The following is a 23,254-nucleotide window of genomic DNA, read 5'->3' as shown; positions in this document are numbered from 1 at the left end:
AGAGCTTCGACAAAAATCATTTGCCGAAGCCAATCCAACCTTTACTTCTGTGTTATTCCAATTCCCTTATCAGCAATTTTTGACCAGCTTGATCCAGAATCTTTGCTTATAAATACATCTTTCTTGAATGAAGCAATGGCTATCTCATTAGAATCTTTTGGACTTTGAGCAATATACGATAAGGCATCATCCTTATCTAAAGTTGGTAGTTTGATATCTTTCTTGTCTTTGCTACTTAAATTGAGTTGCAACATCGACTGTGAGTTTGCCGTAGCTACAATCAAATCACCATTATTGCTAAATGCTAAAGATGTTACAACTAACTGGGACAACAGCTTTTCAAAGTGAATTCCTGCATCTTTAGAAAGATAAAGACCTTCCTTGGTTCCGAGTGCAATAACCTTATCGTCGGATGGATGAGTTGCCATAGTTAAGGGTTCTCCAGAAAAGCTATTCATCTCGGCTTTATTCCAGGTCTTTGTGTCATCTTTGGTATAATACAATCCAGCCGATTTCATTTTTGGATTCGGCTGTTCGTTGAATACATATATGGTGTGTGTTTTATAACCCACCGTCATTGCGTGGAAGTCGCTGATGCCTTCCAAATCGAGTTTAGTTAATGTTTTTCCCATATCGCTGCTTTTCACGATTCCAATGGGGTTTTTAAGGTCAGAACCTGCCCCAGGATGACCGCTACTATAAAAGCCATTATCAACTGCGATAAAACCCATATAATCGTTTTTCGGAGCGTCGACATTCTGCCATTTACCGTCTGAAAAGGAGACCAAGCCTGTATGTGCAGGAATCAGTATTTGTTTTCCGTCACTGGAGTAACCCAATCCGTGAACATGTTCCATAGTTACTTTAGACGTGGAATTGGAGCATGCGGATAGAAATAGAGCAGTTACAACCATTGAAGAAACTAATAACAGTTTACATTTCTTATTCATTTTCTTTCTCCTTTTTTTGATTTGATAATGAGATAGACAATTGCAGTGATAATCAATGGAATTCCAATCCACATACAAACGCTAAAAAAATTATTTAAGTAATGAAGGAGGGAGCCTTGTTCCATCATCCACGATGCTGACATGGTTAAACAACCAACGCCCATGAGAATCAATACTAAAGCAATGAGCCAATCAAGTAACTTCATTTTCAATCCCCCCGATATAAGAGGCTGGAATTCCAAATATAACATCAAAGCGAGTACCTTTATTTACTTCACTGACGACTCGAACTTCTCCGCCTTGTAACTCAACAAGCTTCTTTACAATAGCTAACCCTAAACCCGTGCCACCATATTCTCGCGACCTCGATTTTTCTACTCGATAAAAACGATTAAAGATATAAGGTAGTTCTTCTTCGGAGATTCCAATGCCTGTATCCTCAATTCGAATAATGACACTATTTTCTTCCTTAAACACTACAATCTCAATATGCCCCTTATTCGTGTAACGAATGGCATTCTCCAACAAGTTCGTAAAAACTTGCTCCATGCGTAACCCATCCCCAAAAACGAGAGGTAAATTTTCATCAAAATGATGTTGCAATTGGAGTCCTTTTTCGTTTGCTTTTAACCTACATTTCTGAATGACATTCTCCAAAACTTCAGTCAGATCAATCCACTCTAAAACAAGTGATACTTTTCCTTCCTCCATTTTGGAAAGCTCGAACAAATCTTCAATCAACAATGTAAGCCTTTTGGACTCACCAGCAATTAAATCTAAGTAATATTCTTGCTCTACATCGTTTTGATAAAGCTTGTTCTTCAAAACCTTAGCATATCCATCTACATAGGTAATGGGAGTTCGGAGTTCGTGAGAAATATTTGCAAAAAATTCATTTCTTGAATCACGATATGTTTTTAAATCAACAGCTAGTTCATTTACTGCTTGTGCTAACGAACCGATTTCGTCATTGGATTTAATTCGAACGCGTGTTTCCAAATCCCCTTTAGCAATTCTCCGTGTTGCTTGCTCCATTTGAACGAGCGGGATGGATAACTTCTTAGATAACACAAAAGTAAAACCAAGTGCCAAAAAGAATGCCCCAAATCCTGAAAGAATCAATAAACGTTGTACATTTTGCATAGACTGATGCATTCCCTCAATGGATGAAAGAACAAATATTCCACCAATTACTGAATTCTCACGAGTAATAGGGTTCCCATAGACCATATAGCGGTTGTTTGTCGTTGGTTCCTCATAATTCATCGATAACGATTTCCCCTCAAAGAGAGGTGCAATGTCTTTATAGGGGAAAGATGCGTCCTGTGCAGAAACAAGAAGTCCAGAGTTGGCAATAATCTTCCCCTTGTTATCGATAATAAAAAACTTTACATCAGAAAAATCTGCAATGGTCGTGATTCCTTCAACTGTTGAAACACCGTCTGATAATGCTTTGGCGTAGCGTGTGGATAATAGCTTAATGTTTTCTTGCGTGTTCTTTTGATAAAAGCCAGTTAAAATCTGATTGATTACAAAACCCATTGGAAGAAGTACAACAAGGAAAAGTATGGTTATGGTGCTGCCTAATTTAACGACCACTCGGTTCCATTTCATTTTTTCTCATCAATTCCTTGAAATTTATAGCCAACACCCCAAACTGTTTGGATGGGATTATGGGTAAAGTCAGCTTTTCGGAACTTTTCTCGAATAGTTTTGACGTGAGTATCTACGGTGCGAATATCCCCCAGATAATCTTGAGCCCAAATTTGGTCCAATAAGATTTCTCTGGTTAATACCGTCTTTGGATGACTGGCTACATAAAACAATAAGTCAAATTCTTTGGGAGTCAAATCCAATAGCTGCTCACCGACAAAAACTTCACGCCGTTCGGGATGAATAACCATTTCAAATAAACGGATCACATTATTTAGCTCTGTAGATGGAACCGTTAAGTTGGCTCTTCTTAATAGCGCACTTACACGTGCAGCGAGTTCTTCGGGTTCAAACGGTTTTACTAAATAATCATCTGCACCCAATTTTAATCCTTGTACTTTATCCTTTGTTTCCGAACGAGCTGTAAGCATCAGTATCGGGGTTTGTTTTGATTCACGGATGTGTCGACACACATCTAGACCATCGATGCCTGGCATCATTATGTCTAAAATAATAAGGTCAAAAGTGTTTAGTTTCTGAAGTTCGAGTGCTTCATAACCATTCTCTGCCTCCGTCACCTCAAATCCCTCATTGGAAAGATAAATGCGAAGGAGGTTACGCATATTCTTTTCATCATCAACCACTAGAACGTGAGCCATATATCCTCCAACTGTTATTCAATTTTCAACTGTGTTTTAGACTTTACGTAGAAGTAACCGATAAGCAGTATAGATACACCAATGATGGTCATACTGGTCCATTGCGCTGCCGTCCAATGAAATAAATACCGTGGTGAATCACCCCGAAGAAATTCAAGCATAAATCTTCCTAATGAGTACAGAATATTATAGGCTAAGAAAGTAAATCCCCTAAACCACTTTCGGTTTTTAGAAATTAATAGCAACCCGAATACAACGAAATCCCATTGCCCTTCCCAAACCTCTGCTGGAAACAAGGGTTGAGAACCATAGGTGTCATAAGCAATCGTGCCTGGAGGGTACACAAGACCAAAATTTGACCCCGTAGGCGAACCGAAAGCATCCCCATTCAGCAAACAAGCTATTCTTCCTACGCCTTGTCCAAATACAATCGCAGGGGCTACGATATCAGCTATTTCCCAAAAATCAAGTTTCTTTAACTTTGAGTATATGGCTCCACCTACAAACCCACCAACTAAGCCACCTTGGATCGAAAGCCCACCTTCCCAAACGGCAATGATTTTACTTAAATGTTGAGCGTAGTAAGCCCAATCAAAAAAGAAAACTTGCCAAAATCGAGCACCGAAGAGGGCACCAATTACAGCATAAAAAATTAAGTTTCCAAGATGCTCTTTATACTTCGTACCGTTCGCCAGATAATATGCGACTCCCAATCCAAGTAAAATAGCAATTGCCATCATGAGACCATACGATCTAACAGGGAAAGCTCCAATATAAAATAATACAACTCTCAATTACGCACCTTCCCTATCCAAAGAAGCATCTAGTGAACATTTTATCATCAATTTTTGTTGAATCTGTGAAGTTATCAGGAATTATTCGTTGGCATTACACCTGGAACTTGAATTTTAAACGGGAACTCTAATTTCTCGCCATTTGCTTTTAACGCTTCTACAACCACATTCGTAGTTCCAGCTCCGTGAAAGACGTTGCCCGTAATCTTATAAAGCCCGTTTCCGAGCGAGAAAGCTGTATTTTCATTAACATAATCCGTAGAAGCAAAATATTTCACACTAACTTTTTGAAATTCGGTTGCATTGTTAAATTGAAGTACAACATCGTTAGCACCTGCTTTTAATGGCGTGATATCCATTTTAACTTCAATACCTTGTTGAACCTGATTTTTTGGGTAAATACCTCGCTCAGCTTCTTTTGGTGACAAATCAACGAGGACTCCAGTGGCGAACAAGATAATTGCCAATAGTACAAGTTCCACTTTAACGAATTTCAAGAACTGGGTTGCGATAGATTGAGCCATTTTAAATAAGAATTTTCTTTGCCAGTAGCCTATGAATACAAGGCAAACATATAAGAAGGTTTTAACAAACAACATTTGCCCCCAGTAACTTGAGATCAAACTATCGAAGCTAAATGAGGGTACATATTTAATAACCATCCAGATACCTGAAACTCCAATAAGAATAACACTTACGACGGCACCTTTGGAAAATCTTGTTCCTGTTTCCCTTAACCAGATCGTCGAGTTCTCTTGCGGTGTCCATATTAAGAAAGCCAACAAGCCTCCAATCCAATATGCAACACCCAGAAGATGGATGAGCGTAATTACAACACCCCAGCCACCACCGTAACCAGGCACAATTGAATGACCAGTAAGTGCGAAACACAAAACGGAAGGGAAAAGAAATATAATTCTTAACTTGCCCTTAAATATCCAACTTATCCCAACAAATAGAGTTTGCAAGACGGGTATCCAGAAGAAATTGAAAACGACGTAATCTTTTAAAATAATTTCTGAATATCTAAATTTGTTCAATACTAACTCTAATAATAAGGTAAGGATACTTATTCCGAAGAAATACTTGGAATATTGTTTCCGTGGTTGTTGATTCCCTTTTCCCTTATCTACAAATTGTTGAAATATAGTGATTCCGAATAAAGTAAGAAGACTGATAAAAGCAAGCCAACGGGAAATTTGGAGAAAACCAATATGATTAAAAAGTGAGTCATTCGTTGTAGCAGCAGTACCCGTAAACGAAGAAAATTTCTTAACCGCAAAGTATTTGATTTCATACTTTTGTTTATCCCCGATTTGAACAAGAGAATGGATAGCATAGGTTCCTTCTGATAATTCAGTATCCAAGTCCAAAAAATAATGTTTGGGGTCATTTGGATCAACGATTGGATTTTTTATTGAAAGCATTTGTTGTTTGTCATCTAATAACGCAAACACAGACAATTTTGCTGGCTCGGTATACCAAAGTTCTATTTTTTTAGGAGAGGTAGGAAGGATACTTCCATCTTCAGGAACGGTCCGATCCAGCTTTAATCTCTCAAACATTTCTTCTTCAGGAGATTTTTTAATTTCAAATTGATACTCCTCCCGAACAGGATGACCATCAAGAGCAACCACATCGATAGTTATATCGTATTTTCCTGGAGACAAATTCTGTTTTAAATTCACTGAGACATGAGTAATGTCATTCGGATCTATTTTTGCTTTACCTTCTTGTACTTCTATTTTCTGTTCGTTACGAACAATTATCGAATTGGAATGAACATCTACTTGGTCTAAGAAGTAAACATCTACCGTTTTAGGAGGGGTTTCCAAAGATGCATCTGCTTGTGGAAATCTTTTAGTAATTGCCGTATGAGCAAACGCAGTAGTGGTTGATGTCAGAAAACAAAGAACTAATACAAATGCAAAAAGCCATTTCTTAAACATAAGAACATCCCCTAGCTATTTATTCAAAGAAAAACCACCCTTAAAGTTAAGGGTGACATTTCTAAATGTCATTTATCAATTTTCTAACCAGCATTCTTGTGATTTTTCAGTTCGATTAACTCTCTTTGTAACTCCTGGTTTTGTTTTACAAGTAAATCAACCTTCGCAGATAAATTGTTTTGATCTCCCTTTGGATGACAATCCTTTTTACCTCTGAATAATCCTCCCATACAAAGCAACATCATTAAAGGACAAGCGAGTAAAGGTAGAATGTTAAGGAATGTTTGCATTTTGTACCCTCCTCAAATTTTGAATCGTTTAAGTCTGAGCGCATTACTCACTACGGATAAGGAACTAAATGCCATAGCAGCGCCAGCAATCCAAGGGGTCAATAGTCCTGCAGCGGCAATAGGTATTCCGATTCCATTATAAATAAATGCCCAAAACAAATTCTGCTTAATATTTCTCATTGTGACTTTGGACAATGTAATAGCTGTTACAATTGCCCTTAAATCACCTCTCATTAAAGTGATATCGCCTGTTTCAATCGCAATATCGGAGCCCGTACCCATAGCCATACCAATATCCGCAGTAGCAAGAGCTGGCGCATCGTTAATACCATCACCGACCATTGCAACTACATACCCAGCCTCTTGCAACTTCTTAATTTCTTGCGCTTTCCATTCAGGCAAAACTTCTGCAATGATACGTGACACGCCTACTTCTTTTCCGATGGCTTCTGCTGTTCGTTTGTTATCTCCCGTAAGCATAATGACTTCTAACCCTAATTGCTTCAGTTGTTGAATAGCTTCTTTGGAATGCTCTTTCACCGTATCGGCAACGGCAATAATTCCAGCAAATTCACCCTCGATTGAAACAAACATTGCTGTCTTCCCTTGAAGTTCAAGTTTTCTTACATCCGTTTCAGAATGCGAAATATCAACACCCTTATTTGCCATTAGCCGCCGAGTTCCGATAATCACGGTTGCGCCGCTGATAACCGCCTCGACACCAAAACCAGGAATCGCATGAAAAGACTCTGGTTCGGGAAGCTCATCATTTTGTTCTTTGGCATAAGTAACGATAGCCTCACCTAACGGATGTTCGGAATTTTTCTCAGCAATCGCAGCAATATGGAGCAATTCTTGATTGTTACGATTCTGCATCGGAATAATATCCGTTAATTCAGGGGAACCCTTTGTAATTGTGCCCGTTTTGTCCAATACAATTGCAGTAAGCTTATGTGTTTTCTCAAGAAACTCCCCTGATTTAAACAGAATCCCATTTTCAGCTCCTTTTCCAGTGCCGACCATAAGAGAAGTAGGAGTTGCCAATCCTAATGCACAAGGACAGGCTATAACCAATATGGATACAAAGCTAGTGAGTGCAGGTGTAAACTCCCCAGGTGCAATTAAGAAATACCATACAAGGAATGTGCCTGCCGCTATTGCCATCACAATAAAAGCAAAATATCCTGAAATCACATCAGCAAGCCTTTGGATAGGTGCTTTTGAACCTTGTGCTTCTTCCACTACTTTAACAATTTGCGCCAAAGCCGTATCTTTACCTACACGAGTTGCCTTAAATTTAAAGCTTCCGTGTTTATTGATCGTAGCACCTATAATTTGATCTTCAACTTTCTTTTCAACAGGGATGCTTTCCCCAGTAAGCATCGATTCATCCACGGTTGAATTACCTTCGACAATCACGCCATCTACAGGAATCTTTTCACCAGGACGAACAACAATAACATCTCCAACTACTACGGATTCAATAGGGATGTCATTTTCTAATCCATTGCGAATAACCCTTGCTGTTTTTGCTTGCATTCCAAGCAGTTTCTTAATCGCTTCTGAGGTTTTACCTCTTGCGATGTACTCCATAGTCTTGCCTAACAAAATCAGGGTAATGACAATAGAGCTGGCTTCAAAATAAACGTGATGCATCCCTTGAAGGGTAAGTACGACACTATAAAAGTAAGCGGCGCTGGTCCCCAATACGACCAATACATCCATATTTGCAGATTTATTTTTTAGATTTTTATAGGCTCCAATATAAAAACTAGCTCCAGCAATAAATTGAACAGGTGTTGCTATGATGAGTTGAAACCAAGGATTGTAAAGAAATTCGGGATATTCGGGAATAACTCCCATCATTCCAAACATATAAACAACGAATGGAACCGTAAAAATAATTGAGAAGACCAAGGTTCTAATTTTCTTTTGAACAAGCTTATCTCTACGTTCTTCTTGTTCGGATGTCGGATTATGTGTCTCCGTAAATTCGTGTGTTTTATACCCCAACTGTTCAATTGCTTGAATGATTTCTGATTGCTCTACGTTAGATTGAAACTTTATGGTCGCTCTTTCGTTCGCCAGATTCACACTGACTTCATTGATTCCATTGATTTTGCTTACTCTTTTCTCAATTCGATTTACGCAAGCTGAGCATGTCATCCCCTCGATGGCAAGTTCCATCTTTGAAGTGGGAACCTTGTAACCAAGTGATTCAATTTTTTGTACAATAGCTTGGGAATCGGTTTTTGATCTATCAAATGCTACACTGGCTTTTTCGTTCGCGATATTTACGTTGGCTTCTTGAACCCCATCTATTTTGTTAAGTGTTTTTTCTATGCGATTCACACAAGCGGCGCAAGTCATCCCCTCAATTGGGAGATTAATTCGCTCAATAAGCTGTTCTTTTACTTGTCCTTCCACGGCAATTCCTTCCTTCTGAGTAACTGATGATATTATTTAACGGTGATAGTTCCACCATACATGTACATTCCACAGTGATATTTGTAAGTTCCAGGTTTCAAGTCTTTTAGGGCAATAAAATTATCTCCCTTCTTAAGATCCACATCTATTCCTAATTCATTAGAAACAACGTGTTTTGTACAACTAATACCAGATGTTGTTTTAAAATCGATTTTCGTAGGAACTCCAGCTTTTACTTCAATATTATTAGGACCATAACCATTCGATTTTACATCTACAGTAGCAATTTGATACCCATCGTTTTCTTTAGAAGTGGTTTGCGATTCAGGTTGTACGCTTTGTGATTGACTGGCTGATGATACATTACCTTGATATTGAAAAAGGAGCATCACACCTACGATTACAATTCCTACAAAAAGCGTTATTGCACTTCCCAAAAACGGTTTGCTGTTACTATCATTTGTCGCTTTTGATTTCCCCGATTCTTCATCAATTAATTGAATAAGAACGCTCATTACGAAAATAAAAATGACATCGATAAATAATACGATCGAATCTGATACAACAAGCATTACCCCAAGCATAGCGCCCATCATTCCGCCCATTATTCCTGCCATCATACCATCTAAAGCTGCCATTAAACTGACTGGCTTTCCTGTTAAGTATCCAACTCCCATACCGAACAGAATGGCGATGATTGTAGAGAGAGTTAAATCGTGCTGGAGAGCAACACCTAATACAACACCGAGTGCAAGGCTAGACATCATACCAACGGTCATTGCAATCATCATACCAGCCATACACGTCAGTTTCTCTCCTTGCTTGTAGGTGTAAAAAACATTGTATCCAGTGAAAAGCAAAACCAAAGCTACACTTAAAATCGCTACCATCATAATCCTCCTATAAAAGAACTTGTTTCATTGGACTTTATCTTACACAATAAATTTGTTGGATTTGTGAAGAAAAGATCACTTTTGAAATAATAAATTATGGATATGGAGAAAATACAATTAGATTTCATTACATAAGGAGGTTTGTGAATTGGTTAATGCTGTAGATTCCTCGGTTCAGAAAAGTCAAACTTGCATAGATGCTTGCGTAAAATGTGTACAGGCTTGTGAAGAATGTTTGAACTCTTGTCTAAAAGAACCTGACGTTCAAGCTAGAACCCATTGTATTTCACTTTTGCGTGATTGTATTGATATCTGTGTCTTGTCGTCCCAACTAATGTCACGTGGAAGTTTGTATGAAAAACAAAGCTGCAACCTATGTGCAACCATTTGTGATGCGTGTGCTTCCGAATGTTCGAAATTTCAAGATACACACTGTCAACAATGTGCTGAATTTTGTCGTAAATGCGCTAATGAATGCCGTAAAATGGCAGCATAAAAATGTGTATGATGCAAATGGCTGGACAAATAAGTGCTACAATGATTGCACTTATGGGCTTATGTATTGGAATCGGTCTTTCGATAGGATTTTCCATATTAGCTGGCTCTTTTTATTTGATTTGGAGATTTATTAGAGCTATTGAAAAGCGTTAGTTTAAACAAGTAATCTTTCAATCGCTCTCAAAAAACAAAAAAAGACAGTAGAAGTATACTGTCTTTTTGTTGTTTATCCGAAACTGGTTTGAACAAGCAAGTACGCATTAAGACTCGCAAACACAATCGGAACAAACCATGCTAAAATTTTGAACCGCAATGGATTTGCGAATTCGCCCATTTTTATTTTATCGCTTGTAAATTGAATAAGTGGAATTACAGTAAATGTCGCAGTAACTTTCAAACTATTCCTCATCAAGTCTAGATTTGCTGAGCAATCTCATACTATTTAGAATTACAATCAATGCTGCTCCTGTATCGCTTAACACCGCAATCCATAAAGTAAGTAAATTAGGGAAAATCAACGCCAATGCAAGGAGCTTAATACTAAGAGAAAACCAGATGTTCTGCTTAATGATTTTCAACGCAGTTCGACTTAGTTTAATGGTATGCGGAAGCTTCTCTAAATTATCAGCCATAAGTACAATGTCAGCTGTTTCCATAGCCGTATCGGTCCCAGCTCCACCCATCGCAATCCCTAGATTCGCCATTGCAAGGGCAGGAGCGTCATTGATACCGTCACCAACCATTGCTACTCTAAAACCTTCGGATTGTAGTTGTAGAATGGTCTTCACCTTGTCTTCAGGAAGTAATTCCGCAAAATATCGAGTAACACCTGTTTCAGAAGCGACTTTTTTTGCCGTTCCTTCATTATCACCAGTTAGCATAATCACTTGGTTGATTCCAATTTGCTTCAAACTTTCAAGTGCTTTCACAGTTGTTTTTCTAACCGTGTCTGCAACAGCGATTATTCCCATAATCTCATTATTTCTACCTACAATAACAATTGTATTGCCTTCCCTTTGCAATGACTCAATTTGCTGTTCGAAATTGTTTAATGGGACATTTAGATCTGCAAACAACTTTGGATTTCCAGCAAAATATTCAATGCCTTCAATGGTTGCTTGAATACCTTTCCCAACAATATTTCTGAAATTTTCACCGTGTAATGATTCAATGCCATTTTCAATCGTATATTGAACAATGGATTTCGCAATAGGATGAGTGGAATACTCTTCCAATGTTCGAACAATCGCAAGGACTTCCTTTGGAGCAATCGCATGTGATACTTTTGGTTTTCCTTCAGTTAATGTTCCTGTTTTATCGAAAGCAATTACATTAATCTTCCCAGCTATTTCAAGAAAGGCTCCACATTTAATTAAGACGCCATTCTTAGCGGCATTTCCAATTGCAGACACGATAGCAACTGGAGTCGATATGACCAATGCGCAAGGACATGCAACAACTAACAATTCAAGACCCTTATAAAACCAATCTCCCCAAGTTCCAAAGCCCAGAAGGGGAGGGAGAAGCATTACAACTAATGCAAGACCAAATACGATAGGTGTATAAACTCTTGCAAATTTATCAACAAAAGTTTGTGTTGGTGCTTTCTGTTCTTGGGCTTCTTCAACTAAATGAATGATTTTAGATATTGCTGTATCTACAACCAACTTAGTCACTTTAATTTCTAAGGAACCCTGTTCATTTATCGTTCCCGCAAATACAGTATCGCCAAGGTGTTTATCAACTGGAATGGATTCCCCAGTGATTGGTGCTTGATTCACACTAGATACACCTTGAGTAATCTTTCCGTCCAAAGGGATTCTTTCACCTGGTTTTACGATAATGATTTCTCCAATCATTACGTCCTCAACAGGTTTTCGAACTATATTTGTTCCATTTTTAAGCCATGCTTCAGGAGGTGCTAAGTCCATTAAATTCCGAATAGAACTTCTGGTCTTTTCAATGGATTTGGTCTGTAATAGATTTCCTAAAGCAAACAACCACACAACAGTAGCACCTTCAAGCCATTCCCCAATGGCAGCGGCTCCTATGACAGCCGCGGTCATGAGTACATTCATATCTAAGGAACCACTTTTTATGGCATAGAAGGCACTTCTGGCTGGTTTGTAGCCTCCGACAAATGCAGATAGAGCATAAAGGATCGTCACCATAAACGCAGGCATTGTTGTGAATGAGCCAGCATACGCGGCAAGCAATAGCACCCCAGAGAAAATAATGAGATTCTGATTACTTGTATCTTTTGATACCTCAATTTTTGTTCTTCGTCCTGATATTAAGGTTGCTTTATACCCAGCTTTGGAAACTTCTTTAATTATTTCTTCTACGTCATTTTCGTGTTCAACATGCGCTTTTCCCGAAGAAAAGTTAACGCTGACTGATTTAACGGATGGAATCTTTTTTAAGTGGTTTTCAATAGTCAAAGCACATGAACTGCAATCCATACCCTCAATGTGGTACGTTTTACCCGCTTGACCCATTTGGATCTGAATGGGTTCTGGATTCGCTGATTCGTTATTTGTTATGCAAAAAGAGTCTTCACATTTAGATTCTACTTGCAAGGGATCTATTTTATCGGAACAGCAGGAATCCTCGCATGCTGATTCTGAATTCGGAATTTCTTTCAAGGTCATGAGGGTAAGCTCACGTTTAAATTTTGGCTTGCTGTCGTTGGCACTCATAATTTCACCGCCTTAATACAAATGAGAGTCACATTTATCGATTTCTTTCTCGACCTGAGAAAAGACCAAATCAATCATTGTAAGCATTTCGCTTATTTGCTCATTCCTCAAACTGTAATACACATATTTACCTTCCTGTCGTCCCACAATAAGCCCACAACCCTTTAAACAAGCTAAATGTTGGGATATGTTGGACTGGTTTCCTCTTAACTCATCGACAATTTGTGAAACTGTTTTTTCGTTTTCTTTAATGGATTCCAATATTTGCAATCTGGTTTTATCACTAAATCCCCGAATGAATTTTGCCTTTGTATCTAGATCTTTTACTGTCATTTTTGATCCTCCAATTCATATTAGAAATAACTAATATGTATAATGGTATCATATTAGCATTCGCTAATATTAGTGTCAATCAACAATCAAAATGGTATCGTAAATTCAAAAACAAAATGCCTTGATTCATCAATTGAATCAGGGCATTTTATTACACAATGTTAAAGCTGTGCTTTAATAAATTCTTAACCTAATTATTTGCCTCAATATCTGCTAAAACAATTTGTTCACCTGAATAAGCATCAAAATCAACAACCATTTTATTCCCTAACGGATAGACCGCTTCAACCACCCAAACGGTATGTTGTTCCTTTTGGTTGTTGATTTCATATTCTTTGTTTTCAAATAACTTTACACTCCATGTGGCTTTATTAGCACTATTTAGATCTAACTTTTTTCCCAATTCCAATGCCTGTTCTTTGGTCATCATTTTCGTATTGGACGTACCATAGAATTGATTTGCATTGACAATCTCAATAATTGTATTAGCTAAATCAGTCATTATTTTATTGTCTTCATTATTTGAGCAATCTGACCAGTTATATTCACGAACCGCTCCATTGATTTTAACTTTCAAATAGAAACCTGGCTTCTCAGTGCATGTTGCAAATTTCTTTTCACTTAAAAAATTGGATAACACCATTTTTTTATATATTTTTTGTCGTTCTTCATTATTTAGCTGAAAATCACTCACACCTAGCATTTGACCATTTTTTAGGTCTTTCACCAATTTCATATCTATCGTATTAATCTCATTTGCTTGATTATCCCCATATTTAAGTTGAAATTGGAACAAATCTTGTTTCGATACGTCATATGAAAGGTATAAAACATCAATGCTTTTCGCTTCACCAGAACAACCTTTTAAGGTATATTTCATTTCTGTATCCGTTTCAGTTTTGTCAAAGTTTTCACAGGAGTATGTTGTAACTTTGCCTGCCCCAAATTTATCTTGCGTAGTATCATATTGAAGCTCGAATTTTCCATCGCGGTAATTGATGTTGTGATAAATAGGGTCGCCTTCAATCGTGTAATGAGAAATACTAATAGAGACGTTTTCTTTTTCATTTACTTTTTTCACAAAGTCGTCCATTTTGTAGAGGTTAGTTACTCTTCCGTGGATATCAACCACGTCAGCTTTGTTTTTTAGTGTTCCTTTGGGTTGGTCGATAGCTTTTATATTTAGACAGCCTGACATAAGGCTCATTATACAGGCAAATAACATTAACTTTTTGAGCACTTTAAAACCTCCCTATAATCTTATACATTATTGACGAGTTAAACTTACATTTTGTTCCATACAATGCACTAAGAATCCATCTTTAACCAATGACACTAATGCAAGATCTAAATTTGGAGACCAGCCACTATAAATAGCAGATGTCTGGAAGAGATTATCTAAGCTCAAAATACAAAAGACATCCTAAACGGATGTCTTTTGATTTTAGTTCAAAAAAGCTTTTCAAGTGCTTCGCGTTGCGGAGCTTTAATATTCACTTTGGGGCGAATGCTTTTTGCCAAAGCTTCAGCTTCATCAATCGTCTGACTCTTGCCAAGTGTAATCAATGTTCCAACAGCAACAGCACCCGTTCTACCGCTACCACCACCGCAATGGAATCCTACCTTTTTACCGCTTCTGTAAGCCTCTATAATATGATTAATGGCTTGCTGGAATAGTACGTCCTGTGGTCCCTCAGCATTATCTCCAAGCGGTACTTGAATCCATTCAACGTCTGCACTAGGGTAAGCACATTCAGTAGCTTCTCCACGTAAGTCAACGACGACTTCAATGCCTTCATTCTTCACCATATCTTCAACGTCAGCCGCGCCACCAAAGAAGATTTTATCTTCGTGTAAGCTTTGATAATTTTTTGGCATATTAAGCTCCTTATAATAACTTCTTTTTGAATGAAGTAAATTCAATGTTTGTTGGAGCGGAAGGAGGCGCACAGCACAAAGACATATCTCGTGCATCTCCAGCTGATTCGAACTCGGAGTCCTCTTTCGTATAGAAGATCTCCCAAGCGTTTCCGTCTGGATCATAGACCCAAACTTTGTCTTGGACTGCATAGCAGCAAGTTGTGTTTATTTCGTCTATGGTGAGCAGGTTGTTTTGACGAAGACGTTCGCCCATAGCCAAAACTTCTTCGGTGTCATTCACTTGAAAACCTAAATGATTTAATACACCGTTTTTCTCGAAAGGTCGAACATTGAGAGAGAAATGAAGCAAAGGTTCATCAAGCTCAAACTTCGCATAGTTATCTTTAATTTTAGTTGGTTCTGTTCCAAAGAAAGCACGATAAAAATCCAAGGACTTTTGTAGATCAGAACAATTTACCGCTACATGCATCCGCTTTATCATATTACTTTCCTTCTTTCACAAATAGCTCAATGCGATCTTTAATGGAGTCACGTACTTCACTGAATTTCGCGGTAATTTCTTCTTCAGTACCCGTTGCCTTTGCAGGATCTTCGAAGCCCCAGTGCCACTTTACAACGTTCTTATTGGAGATAACGGGGCAATGCTCATCAGCGTGTCCGCAGAGCGTAATGACGTAATCAGCGCGGTTCAAAATCTCGGGATCAATGACATTAGATGTATGGTTAGAAATATCGATTCCTGCTTCTTTCATTGTTGCAACAGCACGAGGATTCAAACCGTGTGCTTCTAGTCCTGCACTATTAACTTCGTATTTGTCACTACCTAGTGATTTTAAAAATCCGTCTGCGATTTGGCTACGGCAAGAGTTACCTGTGCAAAGAAAATATACTAATTTTTTGTCCATATTCGAACATCTCCTTATTCCTGTATTGTTTTATAAACTAGCGAAGCAAAGACAGCTCCAAGAACTGTTGCAACTAGGTATAACCATAAATGTTGTGTTGCACCTGATACAATAGCGGGTCCAAGGGAACGTGCTGGGTTCATGGAAGCCCCACAAATCGGACCTGCAAACATAGCCATTAGACCAACGGTACCTCCAATAGCAACACCAGCAAATTCTTTAATCGCTTTGCCATGTACAGCAGAACCCAAAATAACCATCATTAGAACAAAGGTTAAAATGAATTCCAAAGTGAAGGATTGCCCTTCTGAAAAGCTGGGAAGAGTAGCCCCTAAATTGGCGACATTGCCAAAAAGAAGTAACGTAGTAAAACTCGCAAAAAGCGCCCCTGCAAATTGTGCAACAATATAAGAGATGCTGTCTCGCAAGGAGATATCCCCTCTAACCAAAAAGCCAATCGTGACAGCAGGATTAAAATGAGCGCCTGAAATATGTCCAAACGTATAAATCAAAGCCATAACAACAAGTCCAAATGTAATTGCGACGCCAACATGGGAGATGCTTTTCGTGATATCGTCAATAACCATCGCTCCTGGACCTGCAAAAACTAAAAAATATGTACCAATAAACTCAGCAATCAACTTCTTTTTTAACATTCAATTATCCCCTTAATCACAGCAGTTTGATTCTTCAAAAACTAACTTCTCCACTTTTTCTTTTTGGGAAGGAAGGTGTTTAAATAAGTCAGTTAAGAAAGGTTTGTCGTCGATAGCAAGAGAATAGTAGACCCATTGACCCTTTTTGGCTTCTTTCACGAGCCCGCCATCCTTCAATTTGCGAATATGTTGACTAACATTCGGCTGGCTCGTTTGAAGAATTTCAACAAGCTCACAAACGCAGAGCTCTTTTTCTTCTAACAACAGAAGAATAGTTAATCTCGTCTTATCACTTAGAAGTTTTAACGTCTCAACCATTTTTTCAATTTCAATCATCAGTTAATCTCCTTTATACGGGTACATTCATGCCTTTCAGCAGATCAATGACTTTATTCTCAATTTCATCCCTGGTTTTGCGGAGCGCTTCGATGTTTCCTTCACTGTGCTCTAAAGGATCAAGTATATTCCACTGTACATTTGTAATTCCAAAAGGAACGACAGGACAACGTTCAACTAAACTCTCACACAACTTAACAATGACATTGGAAGCCAAGAAGGTCTTCATATCAATTTTCTTCGAAGCATGATTTGAGATATCAATGCCGATTTCTTTCATAACCGCAATAGTAAGAGGATGTATGTCACTTGCTTCTAACCCAGCACTTTCAGCGATAACATTATCTTTCCCATAATGTTTGGCAAATGCTTCAGCAATTTGACTTCTGCAACGGTTTTGAATGCATAAAAAGTAAATCCGAACGGGTTTCTTACTCATCATAATTCAGCTCCTTCCATCTGTAAATTATTATATAAGCAAATACTTATATTAGTAAAGTAAAGAAATTGTAAATGTAGTGCACATATCTTATTAAGAAAAATCGAAAAAATAACCAGCCCTATTCAGGCTGGTTTGTTGTGGTATGTAACTAGCTTTCAGTTAGAAGAGCATCATCGATCTCCATTTATTCTAGTGAAGCATCAATTTGTGTAGGGGAAGATTCTAGATCTGCTTTCTTTGAAAGTCGTTCAAGTTTCTTGTCCGAAGGGGAGGATTTCTTACTCATCAGTTTAATGATCTCTTGGTTGTGTTGATCTTTTAATACAAGGATCTCTTTCTCATGGCGAAGCTGAGATAACTCAAGATCTTTCTTAACATCTGCAAGTTGAGAATAAAGTTGCTCAATTTCGTTTAGATCAAAAGATGCATTGATGTTAATTAATCTGGCATTATCCTCACGTAAATATTGAATGTTTTCCTCTTGAACTCTATGCATTTCTTTTAGCTGTTGCACTTCTTTAGTAGACTCTGAAAGCTTATGCATTACTTCAGATAATTCAGCTTGCTGTTGTTTGGATTCTAATTCTAAACGATGAACCACTTGACTCATTTCAAGATTCACTTTTTCAATCTCAGCAGTGTATAGCTTGTTATCTTCAATAACCTTTTTAATGAGAGAAGTAAATATTTCGTCAATACGCTTTGTATGGTCTTGGAGGGTTTCAATGTCACTTAAATATTTCATGGAGCCTTCATGTTGCTTGTACACTTGTAGCTCATATAAAGCAAGGAGGCGTTCAAACCATACTTTACTTGATAAACCAGAAACTTCGATCATTGAAGTTATCTTATCTTTAGTCTCGGCGCTCACCTTCACACCATAGGTGGTGTTGTCTGCTGCCACGATAGAAACCCTCCTTCTTGTAAACGTAGGTTTACCCTGTAAATCGGGTTAACTGAGTTAACCTTTTTATCCATGTTGAATGGCTCGTTATAAGATTATATGGGTCAAGTTAAAGCATTATCACATCTATTCATGAAGTTAAAAAGACAATGTAATAGGACAATCTTTGTTCGTAATAGGCATAACCATGAGGTGATACCTATGCAACTCAAGATTGTATTTAAGTCCATCGAAATGGAAAAATCATTGGAACAAATCATTGATGAGTTGGTTAATGATACCATCAAGAAGGTGCTCACCAAACACCCTGGAACAAGCTATAATTATGAGACAACTAAGACTAACTACCATGATGAATTGGGTGATCCAAACCGATGAGACCAAATGGGACAGCTATTTATGTGAGGGTGTCCACAACAAAAGATTCGCAAAAAGATAGTCCTGAACATCAAAAAGGACTCTGTGAAGAAAAAGCAAGAGCTCTTGATTTGGATGTGCAATATACATACGAAGATCGAGACACAGGTACATCCATTGTTGCACGTGAAGAAATTCAAAAATTAATACGAGATGCCAAATCTAAATACTTTGGCACCATCGTTTTTGCTTCATTATCTCGCTTTTCAAGGGATACCTTGGATTCGCTTAACTTAAAGAGGATCTTAGTGGATGCCCTGGGGATTCGTTTGATTTCTATTGAAGAAGGCTTTGATTCCTATAAAGATAATGATGAGCTGAAATTCCAGATCATCTCAGCTGTGAACCAGAAGTTGAGCGAACAGATCAGTCTTTCATCGAAACGTGGGATTAGACAGTCAGCACTTAAAGGGAATTTCACAGGAAGCATCGCTCCTTATGGATATAGAAAAGAAATCGTGGGAGACAAGAAGACACTTGTTCCTGATGATAATAAGCTCATCGTTGAGTTGATTTATGATTTGTACATTAGACGTAAGATGGGTGAAAAAGCGATAGTCCAGTATCTGAATAAAGAAACAGAAGTTCCTTCTCCAAAAGGAGGAGCCTGGGGGATTACAACAATTCAGCGTATTCTAATGAATGAGGCATATACAGGACAAAATGTGTTTGGCAAATATGAAGTAAAGAAAGTTTACAATGACATTAACAACATGTCCGATAGGAGCAGAAAACAAGTTCAACGTGATGAAGCTAAATGGGAGCGAAGCGCTGAACAAACACACATTGCAATTATTGATGAAGAAACGTTTCAACTAGCCCAAGAGATTAGATTAAAGCGTGGCGGTGGAAAACGTGGTGGTGTCAGGAATAAAGTGAATGTATTTGCTGGAATGACGGTTTGTAAGCATTGTGGAGGTTCTATGGTTTGCACGATGTCAAAATCAAGAAAAGAAGGGAAAGAACATCGATATTTGATTTGTTCAACCAGGAGAAGGCAAGGAGATCGCGGCTGCGAGAATAGTATTTGGATTCCTTATTATCAGTTTAGAGATACCATCATTGCAGAAGTAAGTAAAAAGCTGAAACAAGTTATTGATAGCGAGTCTGAGACCAATGATCGTAAAGGGAGAATAACTAAAAAGAAGACCTCCTTAGATATTGGTAAAGAAATAAAGAAAACAGAGAAGTCCATTGAAATGAATCGTAAGCTGCTATTTGAGTTAAGAAAGCAGATGATGCTTGGTGAAATCGATGAAGCACAGTATCAATTTGAAAAAGAGCAGTATGAACAAGAGATTGCGTCCTTGCAATCCAAACTAATGAAATCCTCAGATAACGTGGATGAGCAAATCAATTTGGAGAAGATTTATGAAGAGATCAGATTGGCACTGGATAATCTTGTGGATTTAGAGTTTGACCATGTGGATGAAATGAGGCTTGTATTGACAAAGCTTGTTCAAAAATTGGTGCTAAGCGTGGATGGAGAGGTTGAGATCTACACCCCATTAGGACAATTGGAATCATAACTTACTACCCAATGGATGCGCTATTTGACGATCATCTGCTTTTTATTATTGTGTGTTTCAAAACACATTACATTCGAAATGTGATTTCTCACAGTCTTTTCGCTTATGAAAAGCTGCTGCGCGATATCTTTCGTGGTTTTGTCTTGTACCAAGAGTTCGAATACTTCTCTTTCGCGGTTAGTAAGTAGAAATTTGTTTTTGTGGTCGCTGCCCATGGATGTGTGTCACCCCTCCTTGCTCGGGTATTGGGAATTACAAGGTTTAGGGATACAGTCAAAATTAGTTTATGAAGGGCTGATGTCAATGGTGCGGTATATGCATAAAAATAGGCGATATCCGCTTTTGAGTTTCTTTCCGAGGCGTGGTAAGCTGAAATGAAGCATTTCTTTTGAACAAAGGAGGCTCAATAATGTTCAGACGTGATTATTTTATGCGGCAGATTGAGCAAATGACCGTGGTTCTGCATCGCATACTTTTTAATAAGGAACACATCCCTTTAGAAGATGCCCAGCAGCAGCTGGATGAAGCAAGCCGCCATCTATTGGGGCTGAATATTCGTTCTTTGCAGGCATTATCGAGTAAGGATATTCTTGATTTATTGTCCTATCATGGCAGCGTGGATACCGCCAAAGCACTGGTGCTTAGCGATATGTTTGTAGGCCAAGGTGACCTGCTTCAGCGGCATGACCAGACGGACGAGGCTTATCACGCTTATCTGAAATCCGTTGATTTGCTGCTTCACCTTTCGCTCTCACCTGAAGTTGAACCTCTGGATGAAGTGAACGAAGAGATCAAGTCCCGATTGAACCAAAGCTTGGAACGGCTTCAAGGATGGATCATTCCGGAGGAGATCAAAAGGCTTCTTTTCGCGCATTATGAGAAACAGGGCAATTACGCCAAAGTAGAGGATGTCTTGTTCCATTATATGGAAGATCATCCGGACAGATCCGTAATTCTCGAACAAGGAGTAATTTTTTACGAAAAATTAATAGGTATGGAAGAAGAACTCCTGCAAGCAGGCAATTTTAGCAAAGAAGAAGCGTTTGATGGTTTGCGTATTGTAAAGCAAAAGTTGCAATCATTGGATAGTCCTAACATTTATAAATCGTAGAAATTGAAGGTGTAAAGAAATGGCTTGGTATCAGAAAAGTTTTGGGAATGATTATTTAATGGTTTATAAACACAGAGATTTGCAAGGTGCTTACCACGAAGTGAAAAAGATGATTGATTGGCTGGATCTCGAGCAAGGGGCCGAAGTGCTTGATTTATGCTGCGGTATGGGCCGCCATTCCATGGCGCTGGCTGAGTTCGGTTACGATGTAACGGGTGTGGATTTATCCGAAGTGCTTTTGAATGAGGCCGTTAAGCTTGACGATGGAAAGTGTGTAACCTGGCTGCGCGGTGATATGCGTGAAGTACCGCTCGATCGGCAATACGATGCTGTCGTGAATTTATTTACTTCGTTTGGTTATTTTGATGAGGATCAACAGAATGAGAAGGTGCTTCATGAAATTCATCGGCTTCTAAAAGAGGGAGGCCGTTTCATCATCGATTTCTTGAATCCGGTTTATGTTCAGATGAATCTCGTTCCTCAATCGGAACGTACGGAACAAGATCTATTGATTCGTGAAGAAAGAGCCATCGAAGATGGCTGTGTGCGTAAACGGATTGTTATTTCGCAAAAGGGTACGGCTGATCGGCATTATCTGGAGCAGGTTAAGTTGTATGATCGAACAGCGTTTGAAGCTATGCTGTTAAAAGCGGGTTTACATATTGATCATGTATACGGCGAATATGATGGACAGGCTTATGATGCTGAGGTATCAAGTCGGTTGATTTTTGTAGGGCATAAGGAAGGATGAGTAATCGGAAATGAACATCGTGACTGAACATACGGATGAGATCACACAGGTGAAAGTTCCGCTGCCCTTTCCTCTGCGTTGGGTGAATGCTTACCTTGTACGCGGCAGTGGCGGGTATACTGTGATTGATCCGGGGCTCCACACCCCGGATGCGGAAGCGCTCTGGCAGCAGGTGCTGCAGGAGCGCGGGATCGGTTTTGAGCACGTGGAGCAGATCGTGCTCACCCACCACCATCCCGACCACTACGGGATGGCCGGTTGGTTCCAGGGGCGCACGGGCGCGCCGGTTCTCCTTTCGGAGACCGGCCTAGCGCAAGTGCAGCTCCTGTGGGGCCCGGAGCAGCCGATGTCGGCGCTGCTCCTTACGCTCTTCGCCCGGCACGGCTTCCCGGAAGCCGGGCTGATGGAGATGACGAAGCACATGGTGAGCTTCGTCCAGATGGTTTCGCCGCAGCCTCAGGTGACGGTGCTGCGAGAAGGGCCTGTGCGCCTCGGGGACCGCGTGTACGAAGCCATCGAGACCCCCGGCCATGCCGCGGGTCATCTCATCTTCTACGACGCCGCGGCGGAGGTGATCTTTTGCGGCGACCATGTCCTGCCGCAAATATCGCCGAACGTTTCCTTCCTCCCGCAGGTGGAAGAAAACCCGCTCGGCGCGTACCTCAGCAGCCTGCAGGAGATCGGCAGGCTGCCTGTGAAGATGGCTTACCCGGGGCACCGGGAGCCATGGTCCAGCTTTGGCGCACGCGCAGAGGAGCTTGTGCGCCATCATCATGAGCGGCTTGCGCTCATGGAGGGGCAGCTAAACGCGCCGCTTAGCGCTTATGACGTATGCCGCGCGACGTTCGGCGACCGGTTGAGCATACATCAGATGAGGTTCGCGCTGTCGGAGACGATCGCTCACCTCATCCTGCTGGAAGCCGAAGGCCGCATCCAACAGGTTGACCCCGCCGCGGAGCTCATTCAATATATAGCGATCTCGAAGTAGAAGCCGAAAAGCCTCCAACCATAGGATTAGTGGTTGGAGGCTCTTTTTATTCTGAGAGAAGTATACGTTCAGTGCATTTAGGGAACCAGAATCCGCTATTTTTGGAAAAACGAACGTATTTCTATTCTAACGGAACTAGAAGTCGCTATTTCAAGAAAATAAGGCTCACTGGAAGAAAAACAGTGAAAT

The 23,254-nt window shown here is 39.5% G+C and carries 26 protein-coding genes; 6 read left to right on the top strand and 20 right to left on the bottom strand.

The window, feature by feature from the left end:
* Nucleotides 1-41 precede the first annotated feature (41 nt).
* The 9 genes from ASG93_RS25295 to ASG93_RS36570 form a co-directional block, all read right to left on the bottom strand.
* A complete protein-coding gene (locus ASG93_RS25295) occupies nucleotides 42-950 on the bottom strand; it encodes a F510_1955 family glycosylhydrolase (RefSeq protein WP_056836460.1) in 909 nt (302 codons plus the stop codon).
* Nucleotides 947-1,156, bottom strand: coding sequence for a hypothetical protein (locus ASG93_RS25290; RefSeq protein WP_056836457.1), 210 nt, complete (start codon nucleotides 1,154-1,156; stop codon nucleotides 947-949). The genes ASG93_RS25295 and ASG93_RS25290 overlap by 4 nt, the downstream gene beginning before the upstream one ends.
* The gene (locus ASG93_RS25285; RefSeq protein WP_056836455.1) at nucleotides 1,143-2,564 is read right to left on the bottom strand and encodes a sensor histidine kinase; all 1,422 of its coding nucleotides are present in this window, start codon (nucleotides 2,562-2,564) and stop codon (nucleotides 1,143-1,145) included. The genes ASG93_RS25290 and ASG93_RS25285 overlap by 14 nt, the downstream gene beginning before the upstream one ends.
* Nucleotides 2,561-3,262 (bottom strand): response regulator transcription factor, encoded by a 702-nt coding sequence (locus ASG93_RS25280; protein ID WP_056836454.1) that lies wholly within the window; start codon nucleotides 3,260-3,262, stop codon nucleotides 2,561-2,563. The genes ASG93_RS25285 and ASG93_RS25280 overlap by 4 nt, the downstream gene beginning before the upstream one ends.
* 14 nt (nucleotides 3,263-3,276) lie before the next feature.
* Complete coding sequence (gene lgt, locus ASG93_RS25275; RefSeq protein WP_082615084.1) at nucleotides 3,277-4,056, bottom strand: prolipoprotein diacylglyceryl transferase; 780 nt, start codon at nucleotides 4,054-4,056, stop codon at nucleotides 3,277-3,279.
* A gap of 74 nt (nucleotides 4,057-4,130) precedes the next feature.
* Entirely contained in the window at nucleotides 4,131-6,005 is a 1,875-nt protein-coding gene (locus tag ASG93_RS25270; RefSeq protein ID WP_056836452.1) for a copper resistance protein CopC, read from the bottom strand.
* Between the two features lie 83 nt (nucleotides 6,006-6,088).
* Nucleotides 6,089-6,295 carry a DUF2933 domain-containing protein gene (locus ASG93_RS25265; protein WP_056836450.1) on the bottom strand — a complete coding sequence of 69 codons (207 nt, stop codon included), beginning with the start codon at nucleotides 6,293-6,295 and terminating at the stop codon, nucleotides 6,089-6,091.
* 12 nt (nucleotides 6,296-6,307) lie between these two features.
* On the bottom strand, nucleotides 6,308-8,722 hold the full coding sequence (locus tag ASG93_RS25260; protein ID WP_268796055.1) for a heavy metal translocating P-type ATPase: 2,415 nt from the start codon (nucleotides 8,720-8,722) through the stop codon (nucleotides 6,308-6,310).
* A 32-nt stretch (nucleotides 8,723-8,754) separates the two neighbouring features.
* Entirely contained in the window at nucleotides 8,755-9,615 is an 861-nt protein-coding gene (locus ASG93_RS36570) for a cupredoxin domain-containing protein (RefSeq protein ID WP_235550962.1), read from the bottom strand.
* A 148-nt stretch (nucleotides 9,616-9,763) separates the two neighbouring features.
* Between ASG93_RS36570 and ASG93_RS37270 the strand changes: the two genes are divergently transcribed.
* Entirely contained in the window at nucleotides 9,764-10,111 is a 348-nt protein-coding gene (locus ASG93_RS37270; protein ID WP_082615083.1) for a four-helix bundle copper-binding protein, read from the top strand.
* A gap of 400 nt (nucleotides 10,112-10,511) precedes the next feature.
* Here ASG93_RS37270 and ASG93_RS25245 read toward each other — a convergent pair whose 3' ends face one another.
* From ASG93_RS25245 to ASG93_RS25200, 10 genes are all read right to left on the bottom strand, one after another.
* Nucleotides 10,512-12,764, bottom strand: coding sequence for a heavy metal translocating P-type ATPase (locus tag ASG93_RS25245; RefSeq protein ID WP_414858885.1), 2,253 nt, complete (start codon nucleotides 12,762-12,764; stop codon nucleotides 10,512-10,514).
* A gap of 60 nt (nucleotides 12,765-12,824) precedes the next feature.
* Nucleotides 12,825-13,145 (bottom strand): ArsR/SmtB family transcription factor, encoded by a 321-nt coding sequence (locus ASG93_RS25240; protein ID WP_056836446.1) that lies wholly within the window; start codon nucleotides 13,143-13,145, stop codon nucleotides 12,825-12,827.
* A gap of 190 nt (nucleotides 13,146-13,335) precedes the next feature.
* Nucleotides 13,336-14,385 carry a DUF4362 domain-containing protein gene (locus ASG93_RS25235; protein WP_056836444.1) on the bottom strand — a complete coding sequence of 350 codons (1,050 nt, stop codon included), beginning with the start codon at nucleotides 14,383-14,385 and terminating at the stop codon, nucleotides 13,336-13,338.
* A gap of 209 nt (nucleotides 14,386-14,594) precedes the next feature.
* Nucleotides 14,595-15,023 (bottom strand): dual specificity protein phosphatase family protein, encoded by a 429-nt coding sequence (locus tag ASG93_RS25230; RefSeq protein ID WP_056836442.1) that lies wholly within the window; start codon nucleotides 15,021-15,023, stop codon nucleotides 14,595-14,597.
* Nucleotides 15,024-15,033: 10 nt separating this feature from the next.
* Complete coding sequence (locus ASG93_RS25225) at nucleotides 15,034-15,507, bottom strand: ArsI/CadI family heavy metal resistance metalloenzyme (protein ID WP_056836440.1); 474 nt, start codon at nucleotides 15,505-15,507, stop codon at nucleotides 15,034-15,036.
* A gap of 1 nt (nucleotide 15,508) precedes the next feature.
* Complete coding sequence (arsC, locus tag ASG93_RS25220; protein WP_056836438.1) at nucleotides 15,509-15,931, bottom strand: arsenate reductase (thioredoxin); 423 nt, start codon at nucleotides 15,929-15,931, stop codon at nucleotides 15,509-15,511.
* A 14-nt stretch (nucleotides 15,932-15,945) separates the two neighbouring features.
* A complete protein-coding gene (locus tag ASG93_RS25215; protein WP_056836436.1) occupies nucleotides 15,946-16,587 on the bottom strand; it encodes an MIP/aquaporin family protein in 642 nt (213 codons plus the stop codon).
* Between the two features lie 12 nt (nucleotides 16,588-16,599).
* A complete protein-coding gene (locus tag ASG93_RS25210) occupies nucleotides 16,600-16,923 on the bottom strand; it encodes an ArsR/SmtB family transcription factor (protein ID WP_056836434.1) in 324 nt (107 codons plus the stop codon).
* 13 nt (nucleotides 16,924-16,936) lie between these two features.
* The gene (locus ASG93_RS25205) at nucleotides 16,937-17,365 is read right to left on the bottom strand and encodes an arsenate reductase ArsC (protein WP_082615081.1); all 429 of its coding nucleotides are present in this window, start codon (nucleotides 17,363-17,365) and stop codon (nucleotides 16,937-16,939) included.
* 184 nt (nucleotides 17,366-17,549) lie between these two features.
* Entirely contained in the window at nucleotides 17,550-18,269 is a 720-nt protein-coding gene (locus ASG93_RS25200; protein WP_056836429.1) for a hypothetical protein, read from the bottom strand.
* Between the two features lie 201 nt (nucleotides 18,270-18,470).
* On the opposite strand from ASG93_RS25200, the gene ASG93_RS35420 reads away from it, so the two are divergent.
* Nucleotides 18,471-18,647, top strand: a complete 177-nt coding sequence (locus tag ASG93_RS35420; RefSeq protein ID WP_156411033.1) for a hypothetical protein — start codon at nucleotides 18,471-18,473, stop codon at nucleotides 18,645-18,647.
* A complete protein-coding gene (locus tag ASG93_RS25195; protein ID WP_056836427.1) occupies nucleotides 18,644-20,215 on the top strand; it encodes a recombinase family protein in 1,572 nt (523 codons plus the stop codon). The genes ASG93_RS35420 and ASG93_RS25195 overlap by 4 nt, the downstream gene beginning before the upstream one ends.
* A gap of 20 nt (nucleotides 20,216-20,235) precedes the next feature.
* Here ASG93_RS25195 and ASG93_RS25190 read toward each other — a convergent pair whose 3' ends face one another.
* Nucleotides 20,236-20,430, bottom strand: a complete 195-nt coding sequence (locus ASG93_RS25190) for a helix-turn-helix domain-containing protein (RefSeq protein WP_056836424.1) — start codon at nucleotides 20,428-20,430, stop codon at nucleotides 20,236-20,238.
* A gap of 194 nt (nucleotides 20,431-20,624) precedes the next feature.
* Between ASG93_RS25190 and ASG93_RS25185 the strand changes: the two genes are divergently transcribed.
* The 3 genes from ASG93_RS25185 to ASG93_RS25175 are packed head-to-tail and all read left to right on the top strand — an operon-like array spanning nucleotide 20,625 to nucleotide 23,065.
* Nucleotides 20,625-21,326 (top strand): DUF6483 family protein, encoded by a 702-nt coding sequence (locus ASG93_RS25185; protein WP_056836423.1) that lies wholly within the window; start codon nucleotides 20,625-20,627, stop codon nucleotides 21,324-21,326.
* Between the two features lie 19 nt (nucleotides 21,327-21,345).
* Entirely contained in the window at nucleotides 21,346-22,077 is a 732-nt protein-coding gene (locus ASG93_RS25180) for a class I SAM-dependent methyltransferase (RefSeq protein ID WP_056836421.1), read from the top strand.
* Nucleotides 22,078-22,087: 10 nt separating this feature from the next.
* Nucleotides 22,088-23,065 (top strand): MBL fold metallo-hydrolase, encoded by a 978-nt coding sequence (locus ASG93_RS25175; protein ID WP_056836419.1) that lies wholly within the window; start codon nucleotides 22,088-22,090, stop codon nucleotides 23,063-23,065.
* Nucleotides 23,066-23,254: the final 189 nt, after the last annotated feature.

The organism is Paenibacillus sp. Soil787 (genome assembly GCF_001429545.1).
Lineage (GTDB): Bacteria > Bacillota > Bacilli > Paenibacillales > NBRC-103111 > Paenibacillus_E.
Note: the sequence above shows the minus strand (reverse complement) of the source record. Positions and strands in the feature narration are given on the sequence as shown.

What these genes read in the sequence shown, in the direction of transcription:
- ASG93_RS25270 (WP_056836452.1), bottom strand. Translation starts at nt 6,005, where the DNA reads ATGTTTAAGAAATGGCTTTTTGCATTTGTATTAGTTCTTTGTTTTCTG.
- ASG93_RS25230 (WP_056836442.1), bottom strand. Translation starts at nt 15,023, where the DNA reads ATGCCAAAAAATTATCAAAGCTTACACGAAGATAAAATCTTCTTTGGT.
- ASG93_RS25180 (WP_056836421.1), top strand. Translation starts at nt 21,346, where the DNA reads ATGGCTTGGTATCAGAAAAGTTTTGGGAATGATTATTTAATGGTTTAT.
- ASG93_RS25265 (WP_056836450.1), bottom strand. Translation starts at nt 6,295, where the DNA reads ATGCAAACATTCCTTAACATTCTACCTTTACTCGCTTGTCCTTTAATG.
- ASG93_RS25285 (WP_056836455.1), bottom strand. Translation starts at nt 2,564, where the DNA reads ATGAAATGGAACCGAGTGGTCGTTAAATTAGGCAGCACCATAACCATA.
- ASG93_RS25205 (WP_082615081.1), bottom strand. Translation starts at nt 17,365, where the DNA reads ATGATGAGTAAGAAACCCGTTCGGATTTACTTTTTATGCATTCAAAAC.
- ASG93_RS36570 (WP_235550962.1), bottom strand. Translation starts at nt 9,615, where the DNA reads ATGATGGTAGCGATTTTAAGTGTAGCTTTGGTTTTGCTTTTCACTGGA.
- ASG93_RS25290 (WP_056836457.1), bottom strand. Translation starts at nt 1,156, where the DNA reads ATGAAGTTACTTGATTGGCTCATTGCTTTAGTATTGATTCTCATGGGC.
- ASG93_RS25245 (WP_414858885.1), bottom strand. Translation starts at nt 12,764, where the DNA reads ATGACCTTGAAAGAAATTCCGAATTCAGAATCAGCATGCGAGGATTCC.
- ASG93_RS25295 (WP_056836460.1), bottom strand. Translation starts at nt 950, where the DNA reads ATGAATAAGAAATGTAAACTGTTATTAGTTTCTTCAATGGTTGTAACT.
- ASG93_RS25185 (WP_056836423.1), top strand. Translation starts at nt 20,625, where the DNA reads ATGTTCAGACGTGATTATTTTATGCGGCAGATTGAGCAAATGACCGTG.
- ASG93_RS25225 (WP_056836440.1), bottom strand. Translation starts at nt 15,507, where the DNA reads ATGATAAAGCGGATGCATGTAGCGGTAAATTGTTCTGATCTACAAAAG.
- ASG93_RS25190 (WP_056836424.1), bottom strand. Translation starts at nt 20,430, where the DNA reads ATGGGCAGCGACCACAAAAACAAATTTCTACTTACTAACCGCGAAAGA.
- ASG93_RS25240 (WP_056836446.1), bottom strand. Translation starts at nt 13,145, where the DNA reads ATGACAGTAAAAGATCTAGATACAAAGGCAAAATTCATTCGGGGATTT.
- ASG93_RS25195 (WP_056836427.1), top strand. Translation starts at nt 18,644, where the DNA reads ATGAGACCAAATGGGACAGCTATTTATGTGAGGGTGTCCACAACAAAA.
- arsC (WP_056836438.1), bottom strand. Translation starts at nt 15,931, where the DNA reads ATGGACAAAAAATTAGTATATTTTCTTTGCACAGGTAACTCTTGCCGT.
- ASG93_RS25280 (WP_056836454.1), bottom strand. Translation starts at nt 3,262, where the DNA reads ATGGCTCACGTTCTAGTGGTTGATGATGAAAAGAATATGCGTAACCTC.
- ASG93_RS35420 (WP_156411033.1), top strand. Translation starts at nt 18,471, where the DNA reads ATGCAACTCAAGATTGTATTTAAGTCCATCGAAATGGAAAAATCATTG.
- ASG93_RS25175 (WP_056836419.1), top strand. Translation starts at nt 22,088, where the DNA reads ATGAACATCGTGACTGAACATACGGATGAGATCACACAGGTGAAAGTT.
- ASG93_RS25215 (WP_056836436.1), bottom strand. Translation starts at nt 16,587, where the DNA reads ATGTTAAAAAAGAAGTTGATTGCTGAGTTTATTGGTACATATTTTTTA.
- ASG93_RS25210 (WP_056836434.1), bottom strand. Translation starts at nt 16,923, where the DNA reads ATGATTGAAATTGAAAAAATGGTTGAGACGTTAAAACTTCTAAGTGAT.